The following is a 21,434-nucleotide window of genomic DNA, read 5'->3' as shown; positions in this document are numbered from 1 at the left end:
GCGTCGGTCAAAGGCGCAAATGATCACAATCGGCCAATTTACGCTGCGGGTTTTAGCATTTTTTGCGCATTTCGCTTTGTTTAGCGCAGCCCTCTCATCGCCAACCAATCTGAAACGGCCTGCGCCAATGCGTCTACAATCGGTTTTCGGGTGTCTTCGTTGAGCAATATTGAGCGATCCCGATCGTTTGAGAGATAGCCCACTTCGAACAGAACTGAGGCGAAATCCGCTGCATTCAAAACCGCCAGTGGCCCCTGTCGGAGGGAGTTTCGATGAAGACGCACATCGTTTTCCATCAGGTTCGCAACAAGCACCTCAGCAAATCGAACGCCCTCTGGCCCCGTCTTGGCCCGCGCCAAATCCATCAAGACTGATGCCACTCGGTCATCCTGCTCCGTCAGGTCCAACCCGGCGATCAGGTCGCCGCGCTGGTGCCGTTCGGCCATGCGTCTTGCGGCGACGGACGCAGCTTTGTCAGACAAAGTATACACCGAACCGCCGCGCGCCTGTCCCGCCTCCAACGCGTCAGCATGGAGCGAAATTAGGAGGTCAGCATTGTTCTGACGCGCGATTGTCATGCGCGTGTTGAGCGGGACGAAGACATCGGACACACGGGTCAGAATGGCTTCTACTCCGTCGAGCCGGTTCAGAGCTTCGGCGACCTCGATCCCTAAAGTAAGCATCAAATCTGCTTCGGTTACACCGCCATGCTCTGCACCCGGGTCAATTCCACCGTGGCCGGGGTCGACGACCACGACCAGCGTGTCGTCATCATAGTTGGGCGCTTGCAACGTTGGGGCTGCAAAGAGGTCGCCCCACTGCGGGTCGACAGGCGCGCCGGATAAGCCTGCGAAGGTCTCCGCATCGGTCCTTTGAAGGCTAATCTCAACAACCGCTGTTGCGTCCGTGTCTTCAACGGTAGCGCTTGCGAGATTTAAAAACATCGGTTCCGAGAGTTCCAAAACCATCCGTGACCAGCCGGGGCGCAGCTGGCCAAAACTCACGTTTGTCACGTGCTTAGCCTGATCGAAATCTAGGGTGTCTAAGTCTCCCCAATTCACTTCGCGAAAATCAAGAACAAGCCGCTCGGGGGCCTCCAACGTAAACACGCGATAGGGCACGATCTGAGACAGCGCCAAGGTCAGATCGATGCCACCTGCCGTGTCCACGACACGGCTTTCGGTAGGGTCCACGCGGGCCAAACCGGTAAAGCTCTGCGCCACTGCCGCGCTAGACATCAACAGCCAGAAAAGGACCGCTCTGATCACGCCTGCCGCTCCGACATGAACCGTTCAAGCCTTTGCAAACCTTCGATAATATCTGCCGTTGACCGCGCATAGGAAAACCGCAACCAACGCCGCCCTTCGTCGGGATCGAAATCGAGACCTGGCGTCACAGCAACACCCGTCTGATCCAAAATCTCAGACGCAAATGACAGCGCATCATCGGTATAATCCGACACATCCGCATAGACATAAAACGCCCCATCGGGCGGCGCGAATTTGGTGAAACCGGCCTTGGGCAGCCCTTCCAACATCAAGCGCCGGTTCTCAGCGTAGACCTCAAGGTTGCCCTGCAACTCATCGTCACAATCTATCGCCGCCAACGCCAACCGTTGCGACGCGTGTGGCGCGCAGATGAACATGTTTTGCGCCAACCGCTCCACCCGCCGGACGTGATCCTCTGGCACAACCATCCAGCCCACGCGCCATCCGGTCATGGAGAAATATTTGGAGAACGAATTGACGACATAAACCTCATCCGTTGCCTGCAAGGCCGTCACCGGTTTCTTGTCGTAATCAATACCATGATAAATCTCATCAGAGATAAACGCCGCACCCGCCTCTTGGCACGCGTCGGAGAGCGCCCTGATCTCCACCAAATCCAACATCGTGCCCGTCGGATTGGCAGGTGATGCGACGATCAACCCATCAAGCTGATGCGCCGCAACATCCGATGGCACCGGCTGATACCTTGCGGCTGCAGCCGTCGGCATCTCAACCGGCGTCAGCCCAACGGCGCGCAAAATCTGCCGGTAGGATGGATAGCACGGCAACCCCAACCCAACCCGCTCTCCATTGTCGAAAAGCGCGGAGAATGCGAGCAAAAACGCACCCGATGCGCCAGCAGTGACAACCACCCTTTGCGGATCAAGATCGACGCCGTACCATTCGTCATAGAGCTTGGCGATCCGCTGGCGCAGCTCCGGCAACCCAAGACCAACCGTATACCCCAATGGATCGTCCAAAGCCGCGGCCAAAGCCTCAGTCGCCGCTTTTGGCGCTCCCGTCCCCGGTTGCCCCACCTCCATATGGATAATGCTACGCCCCGCCGCCTCGGCTTGACGGGCAGCCTCCATAACATCCATCACAATAAAGGGATCAACGTCACCACGGGTTGAGTTGCGCATCCACTGCCTCTTATAGTTTTGCCTATAAATGCCCGCCCTTATCGTATGGCGTCAATGCACCTTGGCAATGTTGCACGGTTGTGATCTGAGGTGCCTAGGAGATCAGTGAAGGAATCCGAACATGCGCTTTTTGCGTGCTGCCCTGATTGCCTTGGCAACACCCTTGGCCGCTCAAGAGATGACGGACGCACAGCGCGAAGCCTTCCGCGCCGAGGTTCGCGCCTATCTGTTGGACAATCCCGAAGTGATTATGGAAGCCGTCGGCATCCTTGAAGCGCGCGAGCAACAGGCCCGAATCGACGCCGACATTAAGATGGCCCGCGCCAACCAAGACGCTTTATTCAACGATCCAACGTCCTTTGTCGGCGGAAATCCTGACGGTGACATTACTATTGTCGAGTTCATGGATTACCGCTGCGGCTTCTGCAAACGCGCCTTTCCAGAGGTGCAGGCGCTTTTGGAAAACGACGGCAATATTCGCTACGTAATCAAAGAGCTGCCGATTCTGGGCGAACAATCCATCCTCGCCTCCCGCTTTGCGCTGGCGGTTCGAAAGGTCGCGGGGGATGAGGCCTACAAACTGGCGCATGACGCTTTGATGGAGCAGCGGAGCGATATTTCCGAAAGCAGCCTTATTCGGTTGGCCGACTCTTTGGCTATCGACTCCGATACGGTTTTCGCCGCGATGACGGATCCTGAGATCAGCGATGTCATCAACACCAACCGCGCGCTGGCCCAGAACCTTCAGATCACCGGCACCCCGACGTTTGTCTTCGACGATCAACTGCTGCGCGGCTACGTGCCGCTCGATCAAATGACGCAGATTATTGCGGAGTTGCGGGGGTAGCGGGGCTGGTGGCGTCTACAGCGCCAGTTGCTTGATGGGCTACTTGCGGACGCCGCTGCCGTTCGGATCTTTGTTTCTAATGACAGCTATCGGCCCATAGCAGACCTTCGACACATTTTTTAAATGCTGCGGCCGCAGCCCGCATAGCCGCCTTTCGCTGAGTTCGCTCGATATAGATTTTTCAGGATTTGCGTTGTAAGGGACGAAGCTGTACTTCGGACCAGGTGACCTAACCACGCTCGCTAACACTCGATTGATAAGTCTCAAGCGACCTTGAAAGAGCCAAGCCGTAAGGAACCTTGTGCCTTTCGCAAAACTCTTTCCAGACCGCGCCAAAAGGCAAATCCTTAAGTTCCTCGGTAAAAATCAGACGCCTTGTGAAGTCCAGCGTTGCTTCCGCCTCCTTCAGTTCCTTCTGGGGTTTGAGCAGAGAGCGCAACAACGCTTTTTGCATGTTCCGCGTTCCAACCACCCAAGCCGCAGTTCGGCTAATCGTGGCGTCAAAGAAATCGAGGCCAATGCGTGTCCGGCCAAGAAGGTCTGCAAACACAAGTTCGTTTGCCATCGCCTGAATGTCATCATTCAGCAAGATCACATGATCGCTATCCCAACGCATAGGTCGCGACACGTGGAGGAGAATTTCGTCAAGTGAGAGCGCAACCGCACTGAGTTTATCGGCGATGTTCTCAGTGGGATGGAAATGCCCCATGTCGAGGCAGAGGAGAGTCCCTTTGCGAATTGCATAGCCCATATAGAATTCGTGGCTACCGACTGTGCAAGCTTCTACGCCAATACCAAAGAGTTTGCTTTCAACGGCGTCAACCATGTGCGCTGGGTCTTGCTCGCTTTCGCACATGGCGTCGAGCGAGGTTTCAAGCCGAGTACGGGCCGCCATGCGATCGACAGGAATGTCCTTGTACCCGTCCGGCACCCAGATGTTGTTAACCGCTGAAGAGCCGAGTTCCTCACCCATCTTTGACGCAATCTCTCGCGTGCGGCGTCCATGCTCGATCCAAAAGTCGCGGATGCCTTTGTTAGGATGACTGAGTGTGAGATTGTCATCGGCCTTTTCATGCGCGAAGAAAGTCGGATTGAAGTCTAGGCCGATGCCCTGATCTTTGGCCCAATCGACCCAAGAGGCGAAATGGTGGTATTCAATTTCATCGCGGTCGGGGGATTCGTCGGTATCCAGGTAAATGGCATGCAAGTTGAGCCTGTGCTTGCAGGGGATCTGACCATAGGCAAATTCAAGGTCAGCGCGAAGTTCATCTGGTGTTCGGGCACGTCCGGGGTAATTGCCCGTCGCTTGGATGCCACCTCCCGAAGTGCCGCTACGGGTTTCGAACCCGACAACGTCATCGCCCTGCCAGCAATGCATGGAGATGGTAATTGTTGCCAGTCGGTCAAGTGCCGCTTCTGTATCGACACCCCAATCTGCAAATACCGCTTTCGCACTTTCATAGGTCATGGAATTCTTCTCTTAGCGTGTAAATGCTTGGACGTTGCCCGCGTCAACATTCACAATATTACCGGTTGATTTCGCGGACTTATCAGAGGCAAAGAAATAGGCCGCCTCTGCAATGTCTTCGGGCAAAACTGAACGCTTTAGCATAGATCGTTGGCGGTACATCTCTTCAAGTCCGTCCTTGTCGGTTCCATGAGTTGATGCACGTTGATCTAGCCAATCGCCTTCCCAAATGCGTGAACCACGAAGAACGGCATCTGGATTGACGACGTTGACGCGAATGCCGGCTTCAGCCCCTTCAAGCGCCAAGCAACGTGCAAGATGAAGTTCAGACGCCTTTGCCGTGCAATATGCCGATGCGTTCGGGCTCGCTGCTAAGCCGTTTTTTGATGCGATGAACACGATGGCGCCACCGATGCTCTGGGTTCGCAAAACTTTGAACGCCTCTCGACTGACAAGGAAATAGCCTGTGGAAAGGATATCCATGTTCTTGTTCCAAAGCGCGAGCGATGTTTCCTCAACGGGAGCAGATGAGGCAATACCGGCGTTTGAGACCAGTATATCAATGCCGCCAAATTCAACCGCAGTCTCTGCAAAAGCGGCTATGACAGCGGTTTCGTCAGTAACGTCTAAATTCACGCTGCGAACGACGTCGATTGAATGGAGAGACTTCAGTTTTTCTTCGACCGAGGCCAAGGCCTCCGCATCGATGTCAGCTAAAACGACGCAAGCCCCTTCCGAAAGGTACCTTTCAGCGGTTGCCGCACCAATGCCCCCTGCGCCACCGGTTACGAGCGCGATACGCCCCGCCAGTGATTTCGGTTTTGGCATGCGCTGAAGCTTTGCTTCTTCCAAAAGCCAATACTCGATATCGAAGGCTTCTTGTTCGGGTAATCCAACGTATTCACTGACCGACGAAGCGCCGCGCATAACGTTGATAGCATTAATGTAGAACTCGCCCGATATACGCGCCGTGGCCTTGTCTTTGGCAAAGGTGATCATGCCTACACCGGGGATGAGGTAAACGACCGCATTCGGATCGCGGATTGCTGGGCTGTTATCGTGTTTGCAGCGCTCGTAGTAGGCAGCGTAGTCTTCTCTATATGCGGCGACCTGAGTGGGCAAACCTTCAAGAACGGCGTCAATGTTGTTTTCAGCCGGGACAAAATCCACGACCAAGGGGCGTATCTTCGTCCGAAGAAAGTGGTCAGGGCACGATGTACCGAGCGCGGCAAGCGGGCGCATATCTTTGGCATTCACGAATTCAAGGACACCGTCGCTGTCGTCGAAATGGCCGACCATGTGCTGTTTGCCAGAAACCAAACCCCTGATCGCAGGCATCAGACGCGCGGCAATTGCACGGCGTTGCCCAGGCGCATGACTTTTATGCACCGCCCCTCCGAATGCAGCGACGTCGGCGGTCTTTGCCTCGAACCAGTCTGTAGCTTTCTGAATGATCTCCAATGATAGTTCGTAACACGCTTTGGCATCATCTGCCCATGTGAAAAGCCCATGAGACTCAAGCACGACTCCCTTGGCATCCGGGTTCTTCTTGCAAAAATCTTCTAACCAGAGACCAAGTTCAAAGCCTGGTTTTTTCCAAGGAAGCCAGCCGATCTCACCGTTGAAGATCTCTTGGGTCAGATCCTTTGAATTTTTGGACGCTGCTATCGCAATGATAGCATCTGGGTGTAGGTGGTCGACATGCTTTTGCGGGACATAAGCGTGAAGCGGAGTGTCGATAGAAGCCGCACGCGGATTTAGCTCGAACGTACAGTGGGGGAGGTATCCCACCATTTCGTCCTCAAATTCGACGCCACGGTAGAGTCCTTTCAACGCCTCTAGTTTTTCCATGTAGAGAGTCGCAAATCCGTCGATCTTGATGGAGCCAATATCGCCGCCTGAGCCTTTCACCCAAAGAACTTCGACATCTTTTCCAGATAGAGGATCCCGCTCCACCACCTTGGCCGACGTGTTTCCTCCACCGTAGTTGGTGATCCGCTTGTCGGATCCCAAGAGATTTGAGCGATAAAGTAGCTTTTCCGACTCGCTCATCTCATCGGCAACGCTGTCGTTCCAGAGGTTCTCAAGGGGTTGTTTCTCAACGGTCTTCAACATCTGGCCCTCCCGGCTGCGTCCAAACTTCGGATATTCGATGACAGAGAAGGTGCGCGAGATGCGGTGTATTGTCAATCAAAAATGATCACAAACAATCATGCTGCGATGCAGAATGATTGAATATGATTGAAAATGATTGACAGGTGGTGCGAATCTGGACATCGTGTAAGTCCAAGGGGGGCCAGAAATGCACGAAACTGAGCGACACACTGTTATTCTATCAGCGGTTCAAGATCGTCCATTTGTCAGTGTTGTTGACCTTTGTGGGCTGACTGGGGCGTCAGAGGCAACCATTCGTCGTGACATTGCTACGCTTCATGTACAGAAGAAGCTGCGTCGGGTACGCGGAGGGGCTGAAGCGATTGCTCCGCCACAGTTTGTCGGACTCGCCGGTCGGACATTTGCTGTCAATGAAACCATCCGAATTGAGGAAAAACAGGCGATCGCCCGCGCAGCTGCGGAGCTGTGCGAAGACGGCGACCCCATTATTGTCAACGGCGGCACTACCACGTTTCAGATGGTGCATCCGCTGGCGAACAGGCGCATGCAAGTCTTTACCAATTCATTTCCAATCGCGGAGCACCTGCTGAAGCATTCCAAGAACACAGTGATGCTACCCGGCGGTGCAATTTACCGAGAACAAAACATCATTCTGTCGCCATTTGAAAATGACGTAACGCGCAACTTCTATGCGCGGCGTATGTTCATGAGTGCGCAAGGCATCGGTCCACTAGGTGTGATGGAGGGCGATCCACTGCTCATCCAGGCTGAAGAAAAGCTTATGGGACAGGCCGACGAGCTGATTGTTTTGGTCGACAGCAGCAAGTTCGACGCCCGCTCTAGCCTCGTGCTCTGCCCATTGGATCGGATTGATACAGTCATTACCGATGGCGGCATCTCAGATCGCGCAGCCGCAATGCTAGAGGCCGCTGAAATAAATCTGATCGTGGCAGAATGGAATGCCGCGGCGGAAACCGGTTCGACTTAAACGGACCATTTACTATCGCTCGACAGGGAGGATTATCCATGAGCATCACCAGAAGACTCTTTGGCGGCAGCGCGATTGCGACCGCTATGCTGGCCGGAAATGCTGCATACGCACAAGACGACATGCGCATCGCACTCGTGGTCAAGGCACTTGGCATCGGCTTCTTTGAAGCCGCAGCAGAAGGCGCTGAAGAAGCCGCAGCAGAGCTCGGCAATGTCGAAATTATCTATACTGGTCCAACGGACACTACAGCAGAAGGACAAATCGAGGTGATCAACTCGCTGATCGCCCAAGGTGTCGACGCAATAGCAATCTCCGCCAACGACCCTGACGCTGTTTCGCCTGCACTTCAGCGCGCCATGCAGCGTGGCATCACCGTCGTTTCCTGGGATTCCGGCGTTAACGAAGAAGGTCGGATGATGCATCTGAACCCATCTTCGACACCATTGATTGGCAACACGATCATCAAGCTCGCAGCAGATCACATGCCTGATGGTGGCCAAGTTGCTATCTTGTCAGCGTCCGCAACGGCGACGAACCAAAACGCATGGATCGAAGCTGCAGAAGAAGTTCTTCCGAACTACCCGGGGATCGAACTTGTCGCTACTGTTTATGGCGATGATCTCTCGGACAAGTCCTATCGTGAAGCACAGGGTCTGATGGCGTCCTACCCAGATCTTAAGGCGATTATCGCTCCAACGACAGTCGGTATTCTTGCCTCGTGTCAGGCCGTGTCTGACGCCGACAAGATCGGCGAGATCAACGTCACAGGCCTTGGTCTACCATCCGAGATGGCAGGTTGCGTCGTGTCCGGCGCGACGGAAAGCTTTGCCATCTGGAACCCGATCGATCTAGGCTACTCAGCGACGATGATCGCCCATGCGCTGGCAACTGGTGCTGCGACGGCTGAACCGGGTGCAGAAATCCCGACAGGTCGTATGGGTTCAGTCACCCTCGATGACACGAACACTGCAGCAATGTCGGATCCGTTCACCTACGACGCATCCAACATCGATCAGTTCAAAGATATCTTCTGATCGCTGTAACCCGATCGGCGCAGCTTCGTTGCTGCGCCGATACTATTCCGTATGGCAACTGACCCAATGTTGATGGAAACAGATCAAAAATCGGCGCCCACCGGGGCCGAACCAAAGGTGCCGGTCCTTGCACTAAGAGAAGTGACCAAGACGTTCCCTGGCGTAACGGCGTTATCAGAAGTGTCATTAGAGCTTTTCCCCGGCAAGGTGACTGCGCTCGTTGGAGAAAACGGCGCTGGCAAGTCGACTGTCGTCAAGATCATGACAGGTATCTATCAGCCAAACGGGGGCCAAATCGAGATCGATGGGTCGCCTGTTCATTTTCCGACAGCACAAGACGCCGGTGACGTCGGCGTAACGGCGATCCATCAGGAAACAGTCCTGTTCGACGAGTTGTCGGTGGCAGAGAATGTTTTTCTTGGTCACGCACCGCGAGGGCGTTTTGGCCTCATCGATACGTCTGCGATGATGGACCATTCCCGCGAAATTCTTGACGGTATCGGCGCCAGCATTGATCCTAGAACGAAACTCAAAGATCTTGGAATTGCGAACAAGCATCTCGTCGCAATTGCCCGTGCGCTATCAATTGATGCGCGAGTGGTGATCATGGATGAACCGACTGCCGCACTGAGCCAAAAAGAAATTGAAGAGCTATATGAACTTGTTGAGGAGCTGAAAGCGCAAGGCAAGGCCATACTTTTCATCAGCCACAAGTTCGATGAGATTTTCCGCATTGCCGATAGCTATACGGTCTTTCGAGATGGTGCTCTTGTCGGGAATGGCGCGATTGCCGATGTGACTGAAGCGGAACTCGTCAAACTGATGGTTGGTCGGGATGTGAGCCAAATTTTCCCCAACCGAGAGCGCAACACCGGCGATGAAATCTTTTCAGTTGATGGCTATGAACATCCAACCGAGTTCGCAGATATTAGTTTTACGCTGCGACGAGGAGAAATTCTGGGCTTTTATGGCCTTGTTGGCGCCGGACGTTCCGAATTTATGCAGGCGCTTTTTGGTATTACGCGGCCCTCTTCAGGTAAAGTCACCATAGACGGCGAGGACGCAATCATTCGATCCCCAGCCGACGCGGTTGGCAAGGGTATTGTCTATGTGCCCGAAGACCGAGGCCGACAGGGCGCCATCACGACCCTTCCGATTTTCCAAAACGTCACGCTCCCATCGCTTGATCGTACTTCCAAAAATGGGTTCCTCAGACTAGCTGAAGAATTCAAGCTTGCGCGAGAATACACGGAGCGGCTCGATCTTAGGGCAGCGTCGCTCGATACCGATGTCGGAAATCTCTCAGGTGGCAACCAGCAGAAGGTCGTGATTGCGAAATGGCTCGCGACCCAGCCAAAGGTCATCATCCTTGATGAACCCACCAAAGGTATCGACATTGGCTCTAAGGCAGCTGTTCATGAGTTCATGGCAGAACTGGCGGCCCAAGGACTGGCAGTAATCATGATCAGTTCTGAAATCCCAGAAGTCTTAGGCATGTCCGACCGCGTTATAGTCATGCGGGAAGGCCGGATTGCGACTGAAGTTACTGGTGAAGACATGACCCCTGAAACACTCGTGCGTCACGCGGCTGGAATTTAAAGGATCAAACTATGCCGAAGCAAATCTTCACGTCCCGCGAATTCTTGTTGACTGGCGCGATCGTCCTTCTTCTCGCTATCATCGCCACTCGGTTCCCGGCCTTTATTGCACCTTCAAATCTTGCCAACGTATTCAACGACACAGCGCCCCTGATCCTCTTGGCCATTGGACAAATGATCGTCATCCTAACACGCTGTATCGACCTTAGCGTGGCAGCGAACCTTGCCCTGACAGGTATGGTTGTTTCAATGATCAACGTCGCGGTACCGGGGTTGCCAGTGCCGATCATCATTTTCGTTTCGGTTGCGTTTGGCGCACTTCTTGGAATGGTGAATGGTATCCTCGTCTGGAAACTCGAGATTCCACCGATCGTTGTTACACTGGGAACGATGACCATCTTTCGTGGTACGATTTTCCTTTTGTCCGAAGGCAAGTGGATCAACGCCCACGAATTCAGCGAACCCTTTAAAGCGTTTCCAAGAACAGAACTTCTTGGTCTCCCTCTCATGAGTTGGATCGCGATTGCCGCTGTCATTCTCTTTTCAGTCGTCATGTCACGGACGACCCTCGGGCGTGCTTTCTATGCTGCTGGCGGGAACCCACACGCGGCGACCTATGCAGGGATCGACGTTGGCCGCACCCAATTCTGGGCCTTCACTATATCCGGCGCGCTCGCTGGGCTGACTGGTTACTTGTGGGTATCACGCTTTGCAGTCGCCTTTGTCGACCTTGCCGGAGGGTTTGAGCTTAGCGTCGTCGCCGCCTGCGTGATTGGAGGCGTAGCTATCATGGGGGGCATTGGCTCTGTCGTCGGAGCCATGCTTGGAGCATTATTTCTTGGCATTATCAGCAACGCCTTGCCAGTCGTAAATATCTCGCCCTTCTGGCAACTCGCAATCTCGGGAAGCGCCATCATCATTGCTGTCGCCCTGAATGCACAAGCCAACCGTGAAAAGGGCAGAATCATCCTTAAGCGCGCGGAGAACGCGACATGACCGATACAACTCGTTTCATTCCCGATCGTCTTCAATCGCCGTTGGAACGGCGCCTGAAAAGCTGGGAGACACTCCTACTGGCCGTGGCCGTATCTATTTTTATCGTCAACAGTTTCACATCGCCATACTTTTTGAACGCGTGGAACCTCAGCGATATGACGTTCAACTTTACCGAGAAAGCGATGATCGCCTTCGCGATGGCGCTTTTGATCATCGCTGGCGAGATCGATCTCTCCGTCGCCTCGATAATCGCACTCGCCTCGACGGCCATGGGGGCCGCCGTGCAGATAGGTATCGGGACGCCTGGTCTGGTTCTCATAGGCCTTGGTGTCGGGCTTATCTGCGGCGCTTTCAACGGTTTCCTTGTGACGAAATTGGGCCTGCCGTCCATCGTGGTAACCATCGGCACGATGAGCTTGTTCCGCGGCATCAGCTACATTATCTTAGGCGATCAGGCTTATCGCGGTTACCCATCTGATTTCTCGTTCTTCGGGCAGGGCTATGTGTTCTGGGTGATCTCGTTTGAGTTTGTGCTCTTCGCCATCATTGCCCTCATATACTTTGTCATCCTTCACAATACGAACTTTGGCAGGGCCGTCTATGCAATTGGAAACAACCCAGTCGGCGCTGAATTCTCGGGCATCCGCGTTGCGCGTGTAAAGTTCATCCTTTTCCTTTTGACGGGGCTCATGTCCGGCGTAGCAGCTGTTTGCCTAACCTCACGACTGGCCTCGACACGCCCATCAATTGCATTTGGTTGGGAACTGGAAATCGTGACGATGGTTGTCTTAGGTGGTGTCAACATCCTAGGTGGATCGGGAACGATCCCAGGTGTTGTGATCGCGGCCTTTGTGATGGGATTGGTTACATTCGGCCTCGGCCTCCTTAACGTCCCCGGAATCGTAATGTCCATCGTGATCGGACTTCTCTTGATCGGCGTCATCGCATTGCCGCGCCTTTGGGAAAAGTGGAAGTCATAATGGAAAAATACGCGTTCAAAATGCACCTCAACCCAGGAATGAAGTCGGAATACCTGAAGCGGCATGATGAGATATGGCCGGAGCTTGTAACCCTTCTAAAAGAGGCGGGAGTCTCGGACTATTCCATCCACCTGGATGAAGAGACTAACGTCCTTTTTGGGGTTCTTTGGCGTCCGGAAGATCATAAGATGGACAGTCTTCCGTCTCATGAGATCATGAAGAAATGGTGGGCGCATATGGCTGATATCATGGAAACCCATAACAACAACGAGCCGGTCGCGGTGCCGCTTACAACCGTCTTTCATATGTCATGACGACCGGACATATTGCGGTCATCGACATCGGCAAAACGAACGCCAAACTGGCGCTCGTGCGGCAGTCAGACCTGTTAGAAATCAAAGTTGTCACGCGGCCCAATACCGTCTTGCCGGGTCCACCCTATCCGCATTTCGACGTAGAAGGACTTTGGCATTTCCTTCTGGAAGGGCTCGCCTCATTCCATGCTGAATTTGGGATCGAAGCGATCACCATCACCACTCACGGCGCCGCGGGGGCCTTAATCGCTACGGATGGATCGCTTGCGGCGCCAATTCTCGATTATGAGCACACTGGTCCGGACGAATGTGCAGAGGTTTATGACGCCATCAGGCCCCCGTTTTCAGAAACAGGGTCCCCCCGTCTGGCGTTAGGACTGAACTTGGGAGCGCAGATTCATTGGCAGTTTACTCGCGATCCGAAACTCAAAGACCGAGTCTGTCATATCATAACATATCCTCAATTCTGGGCGCATCGTCTGACAGGTGTTTACGCGACTGATGTGACATCACTTGGGTGCCACACGGATCTATGGAATCCTTATCAAAGCGAATTTTCATCTCTGCCTGCAAAACTGAATATCGCAGACAAAATCGCACAACCCCGCAAACCCGGCGATGTTGTCGGTCATGTGACCGCGGAAGTTGCACAAAATACTGGGTTGCCTGCGAATACCGCGGTTCATTGTGGCATTCATGACTCCAATGCCTCTCTTCTATCGCACCTTGTCGCGCAAAGGCCCCCGTTTAGCGTAGTGTCGACTGGCACATGGGTGATCGCCATGGCAGTGGGCGGCAAACCTGTGACATTGGACCCAGCATGTGACACGCTCGTCAATGTGAATGCCTTTGGCCATGCGGTGCCATCGGCGCGCTTCATGGGTGGGCGCGAGCATGACCTTGCTCTTGGCGGAGCTGTCGTGGATGCAGATGCCCGTGATATGCTTGAGGTGCTGAAGAACGGGAGCATGCTTCTGCCCGCGGTCGTGCCGGAGACTGGGCCCTTTGCCAGTTCTCAGGCGGTATGGGTGGGCAAGGAACCGAAATTAGGATCACCGCAACGAAGCGCTGCAGTCGGCTTTTATCTCGCCTTAGTAACGTCACACTGCCTCGACCTCATAGGTCACGACGGGTCTGTGATCGTTGAAGGCCCATTCGCACGAAACAAAGCTTATCTCGACATGCTGAGAGTGGCCTCCCAGTCCCCAATCATTCCCATAGCGAGCGCAACGGGCACGAGCCGGGGTGCCGCCCTTCTCGTTTCTCCAGATGGCTCCTCAAGACACCAAATGCCCTCTATTCCTGTCCCTGAAAAACAGATGAGAGAAGCCTATTCACTTTACGCGGCCGAGTGGAATGGAAGACGCTCCAAAGCGTAGTCAGGTTTCCGATTTATGAGCTCAATCGGACCTTGAGGTGGAGCACAGTGAATGTCGAAAATAGTACCAATTAATTGTCGGCTTTGAAGATGAAAACTGATTCGTTTCGCTACTGCAGCGAACGTCTCCTTTCCGCCCATCCTGCTCATTCGTTCGCACCGCAGCATTTGGTAGGTCTGGGCTCAAACCGGACCTTCCCCCTACTCCGCCGCCTCCGCAGCGCGCTCCGCCTCTAACTCCTGCGCCTTCTTTTCCACCTGCTCCACGATATGATCAATCATCGTATCGTTGTCCTGCCGGTGGCTCTGCTTGCCGGCCAGATAGACCATGCCGTTGCCTGCCCCGCCGCCGGTGAAGCCCACGTCGGTCATCAAGGCTTCACCCGGGCCGTTGACGACGCAGCCGATGATGCTGAGCGACATGGGCGTTTTTATGTGTTCCAAACGCTCTTCCAAAATCTCCACCGTTTTGATCACGTCGAACCCTTGGCGGGCGCAGGATGGGCAAGAGATGATGTTCACACCGCGATGGCGCAGCCCGAGGGATTTCAGGATTTCATAGCCGACCTTCACCTCTTCCACCGGATCCGCAGAAAGGGACACGCGGATGGTATCGCCGATCCCCATCCAGAGCAGATTGCCCAACCCAATGGCCGATTTGATTGTGCCGGAGGTCAGGCCACCGGCCTCTGTAATTCCAAGGTGGATCGGCGCGTCGGTGGCTTCGGCCAGTTGCTGATAGGCGGCAGCGGCCATGAAGACGTCGGAGGCTTTGCAGCTGATCTTGAATTCTTGAAAGTCGTTGTCTTGCAGGATTTTGATGTGATCCAAGCCGCTTTCACACATCGCATCCGGTGTCGGTTCGCCATATTTCTCCAGCAAGTGCTTTTCCAAAGACCCTGCGTTCACGCCAATGCGGATCGAACAGGAATTATCGCGTGCGGCTTTGATCACCTCTTTCACACGATCTTCGCTGCCGATGTTGCCCGGATTGATCCGCAGGCAGGCGGCCCCTGCCTCTGCCGCCTCAATCCCGCGTTTGTAGTGGAAGTGGATGTCAGCCACGATCGGCGCGTCTACCTCTGGCACGATCTCTTTCAATGCACGGCTCGACGCTTCATCCGGCACCGAGATGCGTACAATATCGGCACCAGCCTCCACCGCGCGTTGGCACTGTTCAATCGTCGCTTTCACGTCCGTGGTCAGCGTGTTGGTCATGGTCTGGACCGAAATTGGGGCATCGCCCCCAACGGGCACGTTCCCGACCATGATCTGCCGCGACTCGCGACGGTAGATGTTACGCCAAGGACGGATGTGATTGAGCGACATGGAGTGCCTATCGTTTGCTATTCGCGTCCAACCTAAGGTCGGCGCGGTCTTTGGGCAACGTGTGTTTGAAAGAATGCGCTATTCGGACACAGCCAGCTGAGCGAGGCGAATGATTTCCGCCAGATCATCGTCGCGATCCAGATCGGCAGGCTCATAGGCTGCAACAAGGCTTTCGCTATCAAGCGGCAGGTTCTTGGTCAGCGTCCCTTGTGGACCGGCCGGTCCAAAATGTTCGCCGTTTACAGCGAAATACATCGCCCCGCTTTCGCCAACGCGCAGGGTCGCTGGTTCTTCGGTTTGAGGAAGCGCGAACGTATCGCCTGCGTTCATTGTCCCTTCGAAGATGATTGTACCGTCAGCGGAGCGTACGCGGACCCAAGCCGGGCGTACCGCGACAAGCTGTACTTCGGGAACGGGAGTTTCGTTCACTTGTATGGGTGTAGGTTCAACCGGATTGGCGACCGCTTCGGCCAATGCGGCGTCGACGCCCGTGATGGGCTCGATCACACCGAATGAACCTGGATTCAGTGTCGAGATCGGCGCATCGCGAGCGACCAGAACGGGAACATCCAGCGGCTGTGGACGATACAGACGGTCCAAAGCATCCGTTGACGGTGCGTTGAGCGCCAAACGATCCTCTTCCGGCTCTAAAATGCCAGCGCCACCGGCGAGCGGATCAAGCGATGAAATCACCTGCGGTGTTTGTTCGACGGGTGCGAGCTGCACCTTCTGAACTTCTTGCAAAACAGACCAGCCGCCATATCCCAGACCGCAAACCAGAACCGCTAAGACGGCTAGAGAGCCAATCGCGCTTGGTTCAATCGTGCTGAACCGCGCCTCACCCGTCGGAATGAAGGGTGTCGCTGGCGCTGCGAAAATATCTTTGCCCGGAGGGTTAACTGCAATCGCTTCATTCTTACGCTTGTTCGATGAGGCTTCGGCAGACATGCCATGCGCCGTCACGAACCCACTCTCGTTGCAGAATTTCTCAAATGCCCACTCAGGGTCCATATTCAGATAGCGGGCGTAAGAACGAACGTATCCGGCAATAAACCCGGGTGTGTCAAAGGCAGATGGATCGGCGTTTTCGATGGCGGCGATGTAGGCTGCTTTGATCTTCAATTCGCGCTGAACATCCAGCAGGCTCTTGCCCATCGTCGCACGCTCACCGCGCATCAAATCACCAAGTCGCAAATCGAAATCGTCAAACCCTGCCGGTTGGACGTCCTCAGCCACATCCGTGCGTCTGAAGCCCTTTACGATCATGCTTGGTCCCGCTGCCATTCTGCCCCACGTTCAGCTAACTCGAATCGATGTAACTGAACTTATTGGCAATTTCATAGCACAAGCGGGGCAAAGTTGCACCCCACAGAAGGTCTATCCAGCTAACTCGGCACGATTAAGCGCACAGTGCGACCAGAGGTTGTCAAGCGCACTAACCAGAGCATCCATTTCGCTCGGTCCATGTACTGGCGACGGCGTGAACCGCAACCGTTCTGTTCCGCGCGGAACCGTCGGGAAATTGATCGGCTGGACGTAGATACCGTACTCTGACAGCAGCATATCGGACAACTTTTTCGTGTGGATAGGATCACCCACAATCACCGGAACGATGTGTGTTCCATGATCCACAATCGGTAATCCCAGCCCCTTCAGTCGCAGCTTAAGAATGCTCGCTTGGGTCTGATGTTTGGCCCGCAGTTCTTGATCTGTTTTCAAGAACTCAACACTAGCGCAAGCACCCGCCGCGACCGCCGGAGGGATCGATGTCGTAAAGATGAAGCCCGGCGCATAAGATCTTATCGCGTCGCACATTTTTGCAGATGCAGCGATATACCCGCCCATCACACCATAGGCTTTTGCCAGAGTGCCATTGATGATGTCGATGCGGTCCATAACGCCATCGCGTTCCGCAATCCCACCTCCGCGTGGGCCGTACATGCCGACCGCATGAACCTCATCCAGATACGTCAGTGCGCCAAACTCATCTGCCAAATCACAGAGCTCGGAAATCGGCGCGATGTCGCCATCCATCGAGTAGATCGACTCAAAGGCGATCAACTTTGGCGCGTCTGGATCATCGGCCGCCATCAGCTCTCGCAAGTGATCCAGATCGTTGTGGCGGAAGATCCGTTTCGCCCCGCCATTCCGTCGCACACCTTCAATCATGGAGGCATGGTTCAACGCATCTGAGTAAATAATCAAACCCGGGAAAAGTTTAGGCAAAGTCGACAACGTTGCGTCATTTGCGATGTAGGCGCTAGTGAAAAGCAGCGCTGATTCCTTCTGGTGGAGGTCGGCCAGACAGGCCTCCAACCGGTTGTGATACACGGTTGTGCCGGAAATATTACGCGTCCCGCCGGACCCTGCACCGGTCGCATCAATCGCTTCGTGCATTGCCTCCAGAACAACCGGATGCTGACCCATGCCGAGGTAATCGTTGCCGCACCATACAGTCACCGGCGCCTCGCTCCCGTCTGGCTTACGCCACACCGCGTGGGGGTATTGTCCTTTGGTCCGCTCAATATCAATGAACGTGCGATACCTGCCCTCTTCATGAAGGCGGTTCAGGGCTTGATCGAGATGCGCGTCGTAGTTCACCGCGGTATCCTTATTCAAATAAAGGCCGCCCGCGCGACCTTTGAATCATTCTAAGTCTCATATAGGGCGCAATCGGTCGGGGCAACATGGCACAGTTTGACGCTCCCCAACAAAAATACGCCCTTTCGAAGCTTTTTTATGTTTGTAGTGCCTATCGTACGTTAATTTTCTGTTCGGAACATTGACCTCGATCAAAAACGCCGCGACGGTCTGCCCAAATTCTCGAACAAGGTGACGCTATGACTCTCTCTGCCGTATTGGACCAAATTGACGCCGATCTAGATCAATCAACCGATCGCCTATTGGAGCTTCTGCGTATCCAATCGATCTCTACTGATCCAGCCTACAAAGCCGAATGCGACCGCGCGGCTGACTGGTTGGTCGAAGACTTGAAGACCATCGGTTTTGACGCAAGCAAACGCGAAACACCAGGACATCCGATGGTGGTTGCCCATTCCGGCGGCGATGGCCCACACGTTATGTTTTACGGTCACTACGACGTGCAACCCATTGATCCAATTGATCTTTGGGATCGTGACCCGTTTGACCCACAGATCGAAGATACGGCCAAAGGCAAAGTCATTCGCGGACGCGGTTCATCCGACGACAAGGGCCAGTTGATGACCTTTGTAGAAGCCTGCCGCGCGTGGAAAGCGGTACATGGTATGCTTCCGGCCAACATCTCAATCTTCTTTGAAGGGGAAGAGGAATCAGGTTCTCCTTCACTGATTCCTTTCATGAAGGACAACGCCGAAGAACTGACCGCCGATATCGCCCTAATCTGTGACACCGGCCTGTACGGCGACAGCACGCCCGCCATCATCACACAGCTGCGCGGGTTGCTCGGGGAAGAGATCACGATCACCGGCCCCAACAAAGACCTGCATTCTGGCATGTACGGCGGCATCGCCATGAACCCAGCCCGCGTCTTGGCAAGAATCATAGCCTCCCTGCACGACGACGCAGGCCGCATTACAATTCCGGGCTTCTATGACGGCGTTCCGGAACTGTCGAACGAACTCGCGGCAAGCTGGGACGACCTGAAATTCGATGAAAAAGAGTTCTTAGGCGAAGTTGGATTGTCAAAACCCGCAGGCGAACAAGGTCGCCGCCCGTTGGAGATGATCTGGTCCCGCCCCACCTGCGAGGTCAACGGCATGACATCGGGTTACACCGGCGAAGGGTTCAAAACCGTCCTTCCCTCTATAGCGTCAGCCAAGATCAGTTTCCGCCTTGTCGGCACGCAAGATCCCTTCGCCATCCGCGAAAATTTCCGCGAAATGGTTCGTACAATGATCCCCGAAGACTGTTCGGTCGAATTTTCCGATCACGGCGCGGGTCCAGCCGGTCACATGAACACCACCCACCCCGCCTTTGATCAGGCGCGCAAAGCGCTGTCAGACGAATGGCCGAATGCCGCTGCTTATGTCGGCTGCGGCGGTTCGATCCCTATCGCCGGATATTTCAAGGACATCCTTGATATGGATGCCATGTTGATCGGCTTTGGCAAAGACGACGACCAAATCCACAGCCCGAATGAGAAATACGACCTGTCAAGCTTCCACAAAGGCATTCGTAGCTGGGCCCGAATTTTGGCGGAGATGACGGCTTAGTCTGCATCAGTCGAGAGAAGAAACAAAAGGCCTTTCCTAGTGGGGAGGGCCTTTTTTCCTCGAACTAACCTTTCAAACGAAGCGATTTAGCGAATTTAGAAATCGAACATATACACACCAAAATCGCAAAAAGCCTGAGTGGCCTAGAATACATATGAAGGAGGAAAAGTGGCGCGGTTGACGGGGCTCGAACCCGCGACCCCCGGCGTGACAGGCCGGTACTCTAACCAACTGAGCTACAACCGCGCGTGAGGGCTGAATTAGGCTAAGGCTGATGTAGGGTCAAGTGCGAAAACATCGCAAAATGCGGAAATCTTTCGCTTCCGTCCAATAATCTTTCAGCAACAGTAGAACCAACACAAACGCCAGTTTTCTTTGGTAATATAAGTCGCTCAGGGGGGGGGGAGATGGTGGGTCGTGAGAGGCTCGAACTCCCGACATCTTCGGTGTAAACGAAGCGCTCTACCAACTGAGCTAACGACCCGATAGAGCGCGTACTAAGCGATCATTTCAGCCTTTGCAAGTGTCAAACGATCTCTTTTTGAACACCGTCTTTTATATGAAAAAGATTGCCCTGCCCGCCAGGTAATTTGCCCAATTCGCTCCTTGGCAATCCGAGCAAATTGATACGTAGCATTCGGGATGTGATCCCATGCGTCACGATGACCGTCGGCCCTTTCAAATCATCGAGAAAGGACTGGCAACGAAGGTTCAGAGCATCAAAGCCCTCACCGCCCGGCGCTTGTTCATACATTGCTATCGGACCATCCGGCCCGTCGTGGCTCGGACCTTCAACTTTTAGATCGGAACGAAACTTTCCTGACCACTCACCCACACCGATTTCGCGGAGCCTATCATCTGTGCGGACAAACGGTATATGGAGCGCGACTGATAAGCCCGCCGTTTGAAATGCGCGGCCCTGCGGGCTGCAAAATGCGACCCAGTCTGTAGACAAATCGAACTGGGACAGAAGCTCCCCCTGGCGGCTGGCTTGCTGGCGCCCCGTTTCTGTGAGGGGCGAATTTAACGCCCCTTGCATACGATTATCACGGTTCCAAACCGTTTCACCGTGCCGCAGCACGATGACTTCAGGCCAATTTTTCATAGTTTAACTTTCTTCGGTAGAAGCTTTTGACTTCATTGTGCGGAGTTTCAGCGTAAGGACTTTCGCGCCATCTCCGACTTCTTTGCTTTTGACTAACCTCACTTTGCCCATCGGCGGCAAGTTAAGATCGGTGTCACTCTTAAGTGCATCGGCCAAGACTTCTAGAGCCGCTTCGACCGAAGTTTTTGCGTCCCGCTTCTTAACACCCGTTTGTTCGACGACCCGATCAACCAGTTCGCCCTTCTTTAGGACTGCCTTAGATTCGACCGGCTTAGCTGCGATTGCGACAGTTGCCGACTTTGTACTGGTAGGTTTTGACACATCAACAGTCAACTTCTTTGGGGTCAACTTTACTGACGAGCTTGGCTTATTGACGGTTCCTGTTGTCGGCTTTTTGGGCGATGTGACCTTTTTGGTCATGGTCGGGTCCTTTGTATTTTCTTGTAGTTTAAAATCGCCAGTCCAAAACACCAGTGTGCAAATGTATGAGGTAGAGAGATGCGCCCATTGCTTTTCGCAATAGAATTTTTGGTGAGACCATGCGCACTAGCGTTAGGTGGCTCGGCAATATAGGCGCCTAAGCTGATTCTTGTTTTGTCTACGAACAACGGTTCCAAGACTTCGTCGGCAAGAAAAAATGCTCACATAGCCGCGT

At 54.2% G+C, this 21,434-nt stretch carries 18 protein-coding genes and 2 tRNA genes; 9 read left to right on the top strand and 11 right to left on the bottom strand.

What is annotated here, in order from left to right; genetic code table 11:
- Window positions 1–80: 80 nt before the first annotated feature.
- Together BUA85_RS01685 and BUA85_RS01680 are read right to left on the bottom strand one after the other, a co-directional pair.
- Window positions 81–1,268, bottom strand: a complete 1,188-nt coding sequence (locus BUA85_RS01685) for an N-acetylmuramoyl-L-alanine amidase (protein WP_083526158.1) — start codon at window positions 1,266–1,268, stop codon at window positions 81–83.
- Entirely contained in the window at window positions 1,265–2,410 is a 1,146-nt protein-coding gene (locus BUA85_RS01680) for a pyridoxal phosphate-dependent aminotransferase (protein WP_072898788.1), read from the bottom strand. Before BUA85_RS01680 ends, BUA85_RS01685 begins: the two co-directional genes overlap by 4 nt.
- Before the next feature lie 121 nt (window positions 2,411–2,531).
- On the opposite strand from BUA85_RS01680, the gene BUA85_RS01675 reads away from it, so the two are divergent.
- Window positions 2,532–3,257: a DsbA family protein gene (locus BUA85_RS01675; protein WP_072898786.1), complete on the top strand. Its 726-nt coding sequence runs from the start codon at window positions 2,532–2,534 to the stop codon at window positions 3,255–3,257.
- 229 nt (window positions 3,258–3,486) lie between these two features.
- Here the strand turns inward: BUA85_RS01675 and BUA85_RS01670 are convergent, their stop codons facing one another.
- Together BUA85_RS01670 and BUA85_RS01665 are read right to left on the bottom strand one after the other, a co-directional pair.
- Window positions 3,487–4,725, bottom strand: coding sequence for an L-rhamnose isomerase (locus BUA85_RS01670; protein WP_072898784.1), 1,239 nt, complete (start codon window positions 4,723–4,725; stop codon window positions 3,487–3,489).
- Between the two features lie 12 nt (window positions 4,726–4,737).
- Window positions 4,738–6,840, bottom strand: a complete 2,103-nt coding sequence (locus BUA85_RS01665; RefSeq protein WP_072898782.1) for a bifunctional rhamnulose-1-phosphate aldolase/short-chain dehydrogenase — start codon at window positions 6,838–6,840, stop codon at window positions 4,738–4,740.
- 187 nt (window positions 6,841–7,027) lie between these two features.
- On the opposite strand from BUA85_RS01665, the gene BUA85_RS01660 reads away from it, so the two are divergent.
- The 7 genes from BUA85_RS01660 to BUA85_RS01630 all read left to right on the top strand — a co-directional run bounded on the left by BUA85_RS01660 (window position 7,028) and on the right by BUA85_RS01630 (window position 14,132).
- Entirely contained in the window at window positions 7,028–7,828 is an 801-nt protein-coding gene (locus BUA85_RS01660) for a DeoR/GlpR family DNA-binding transcription regulator (protein WP_072898781.1), read from the top strand.
- Between the two features lie 38 nt (window positions 7,829–7,866).
- Window positions 7,867–8,865, top strand: a complete 999-nt coding sequence (gene rhaS / locus BUA85_RS01655) for a rhamnose ABC transporter substrate-binding protein (RefSeq protein WP_072898779.1) — start codon at window positions 7,867–7,869, stop codon at window positions 8,863–8,865.
- Between the two features lie 66 nt (window positions 8,866–8,931).
- Window positions 8,932–10,464, top strand: a complete 1,533-nt coding sequence (locus BUA85_RS01650) for a sugar ABC transporter ATP-binding protein (RefSeq protein ID WP_072900361.1) — start codon at window positions 8,932–8,934, stop codon at window positions 10,462–10,464.
- Window positions 10,465–10,475: 11 nt separating this feature from the next.
- On the top strand, window positions 10,476–11,459 hold the full coding sequence (locus BUA85_RS01645) for an ABC transporter permease (protein WP_072898778.1): 984 nt from the start codon (window positions 10,476–10,478) through the stop codon (window positions 11,457–11,459).
- Window positions 11,456–12,439 (top strand): ABC transporter permease, encoded by a 984-nt coding sequence (locus BUA85_RS01640; RefSeq protein ID WP_072898776.1) that lies wholly within the window; start codon window positions 11,456–11,458, stop codon window positions 12,437–12,439. Before BUA85_RS01645 ends, BUA85_RS01640 begins: the two co-directional genes overlap by 4 nt.
- Window positions 12,439–12,753 carry an L-rhamnose mutarotase gene (rhaM, locus tag BUA85_RS01635; RefSeq protein ID WP_110559044.1) on the top strand — a complete coding sequence of 105 codons (315 nt, stop codon included), beginning with the start codon at window positions 12,439–12,441 and terminating at the stop codon, window positions 12,751–12,753. Before BUA85_RS01640 ends, rhaM begins: the two co-directional genes overlap by 1 nt.
- Window positions 12,750–14,132, top strand: a complete 1,383-nt coding sequence (locus BUA85_RS01630) for an FGGY-family carbohydrate kinase (RefSeq protein ID WP_072898774.1) — start codon at window positions 12,750–12,752, stop codon at window positions 14,130–14,132. Before rhaM ends, BUA85_RS01630 begins: the two co-directional genes overlap by 4 nt.
- A gap of 200 nt (window positions 14,133–14,332) precedes the next feature.
- On the opposite strand, the gene ispG is transcribed toward BUA85_RS01630, so the two are convergent.
- From ispG to hemA, 3 genes are all read right to left on the bottom strand, one after another.
- Window positions 14,333–15,460 (bottom strand): flavodoxin-dependent (E)-4-hydroxy-3-methylbut-2-enyl-diphosphate synthase, encoded by a 1,128-nt coding sequence (ispG, locus tag BUA85_RS01625; protein ID WP_072898772.1) that lies wholly within the window; start codon window positions 15,458–15,460, stop codon window positions 14,333–14,335.
- A 78-nt stretch (window positions 15,461–15,538) separates the two neighbouring features.
- Entirely contained in the window at window positions 15,539–16,726 is a 1,188-nt protein-coding gene (locus BUA85_RS01620; protein ID WP_072900359.1) for a helix-turn-helix domain-containing protein, read from the bottom strand.
- Between the two features lie 111 nt (window positions 16,727–16,837).
- Window positions 16,838–18,061 (bottom strand): 5-aminolevulinate synthase, encoded by a 1,224-nt coding sequence (gene hemA / locus BUA85_RS01615; RefSeq protein ID WP_072898770.1) that lies wholly within the window; start codon window positions 18,059–18,061, stop codon window positions 16,838–16,840.
- A 239-nt stretch (window positions 18,062–18,300) separates the two neighbouring features.
- On the opposite strand from hemA, the gene BUA85_RS01610 reads away from it, so the two are divergent.
- A complete protein-coding gene (locus tag BUA85_RS01610; RefSeq protein ID WP_072898769.1) occupies window positions 18,301–19,674 on the top strand; it encodes a M20/M25/M40 family metallo-hydrolase in 1,374 nt (457 codons plus the stop codon).
- A gap of 169 nt (window positions 19,675–19,843) precedes the next feature.
- On the opposite strand, the gene BUA85_RS01605 is transcribed toward BUA85_RS01610, so the two are convergent.
- From BUA85_RS01605 to BUA85_RS01590, 4 genes are all read right to left on the bottom strand, one after another.
- Window positions 19,844–19,920: transfer RNA gene (locus BUA85_RS01605), tRNA-Asp, on the bottom strand.
- Window positions 19,921–20,082: 162 nt separating this feature from the next.
- Window positions 20,083–20,158: transfer RNA gene (locus BUA85_RS01600), tRNA-Val, on the bottom strand.
- Window positions 20,159–20,200: 42 nt separating this feature from the next.
- Window positions 20,201–20,779, bottom strand: a complete 579-nt coding sequence (locus tag BUA85_RS01595) for a histidine phosphatase family protein (protein WP_072898768.1) — start codon at window positions 20,777–20,779, stop codon at window positions 20,201–20,203.
- Between the two features lie 3 nt (window positions 20,780–20,782).
- Window positions 20,783–21,199 (bottom strand): HU family DNA-binding protein, encoded by a 417-nt coding sequence (locus BUA85_RS01590; RefSeq protein ID WP_110559058.1) that lies wholly within the window; start codon window positions 21,197–21,199, stop codon window positions 20,783–20,785.
- Window positions 21,200–21,434: the final 235 nt, after the last annotated feature.

This window comes from Cognatiyoonia sediminum (assembly GCF_900129845.1).
GTDB classification, from domain to species: domain Bacteria; phylum Pseudomonadota; class Alphaproteobacteria; order Rhodobacterales; family Rhodobacteraceae; genus Cognatiyoonia; species Cognatiyoonia sediminum.
Note: the sequence above shows the minus strand (reverse complement) of the source record. Positions and strands in the feature narration are given on the sequence as shown.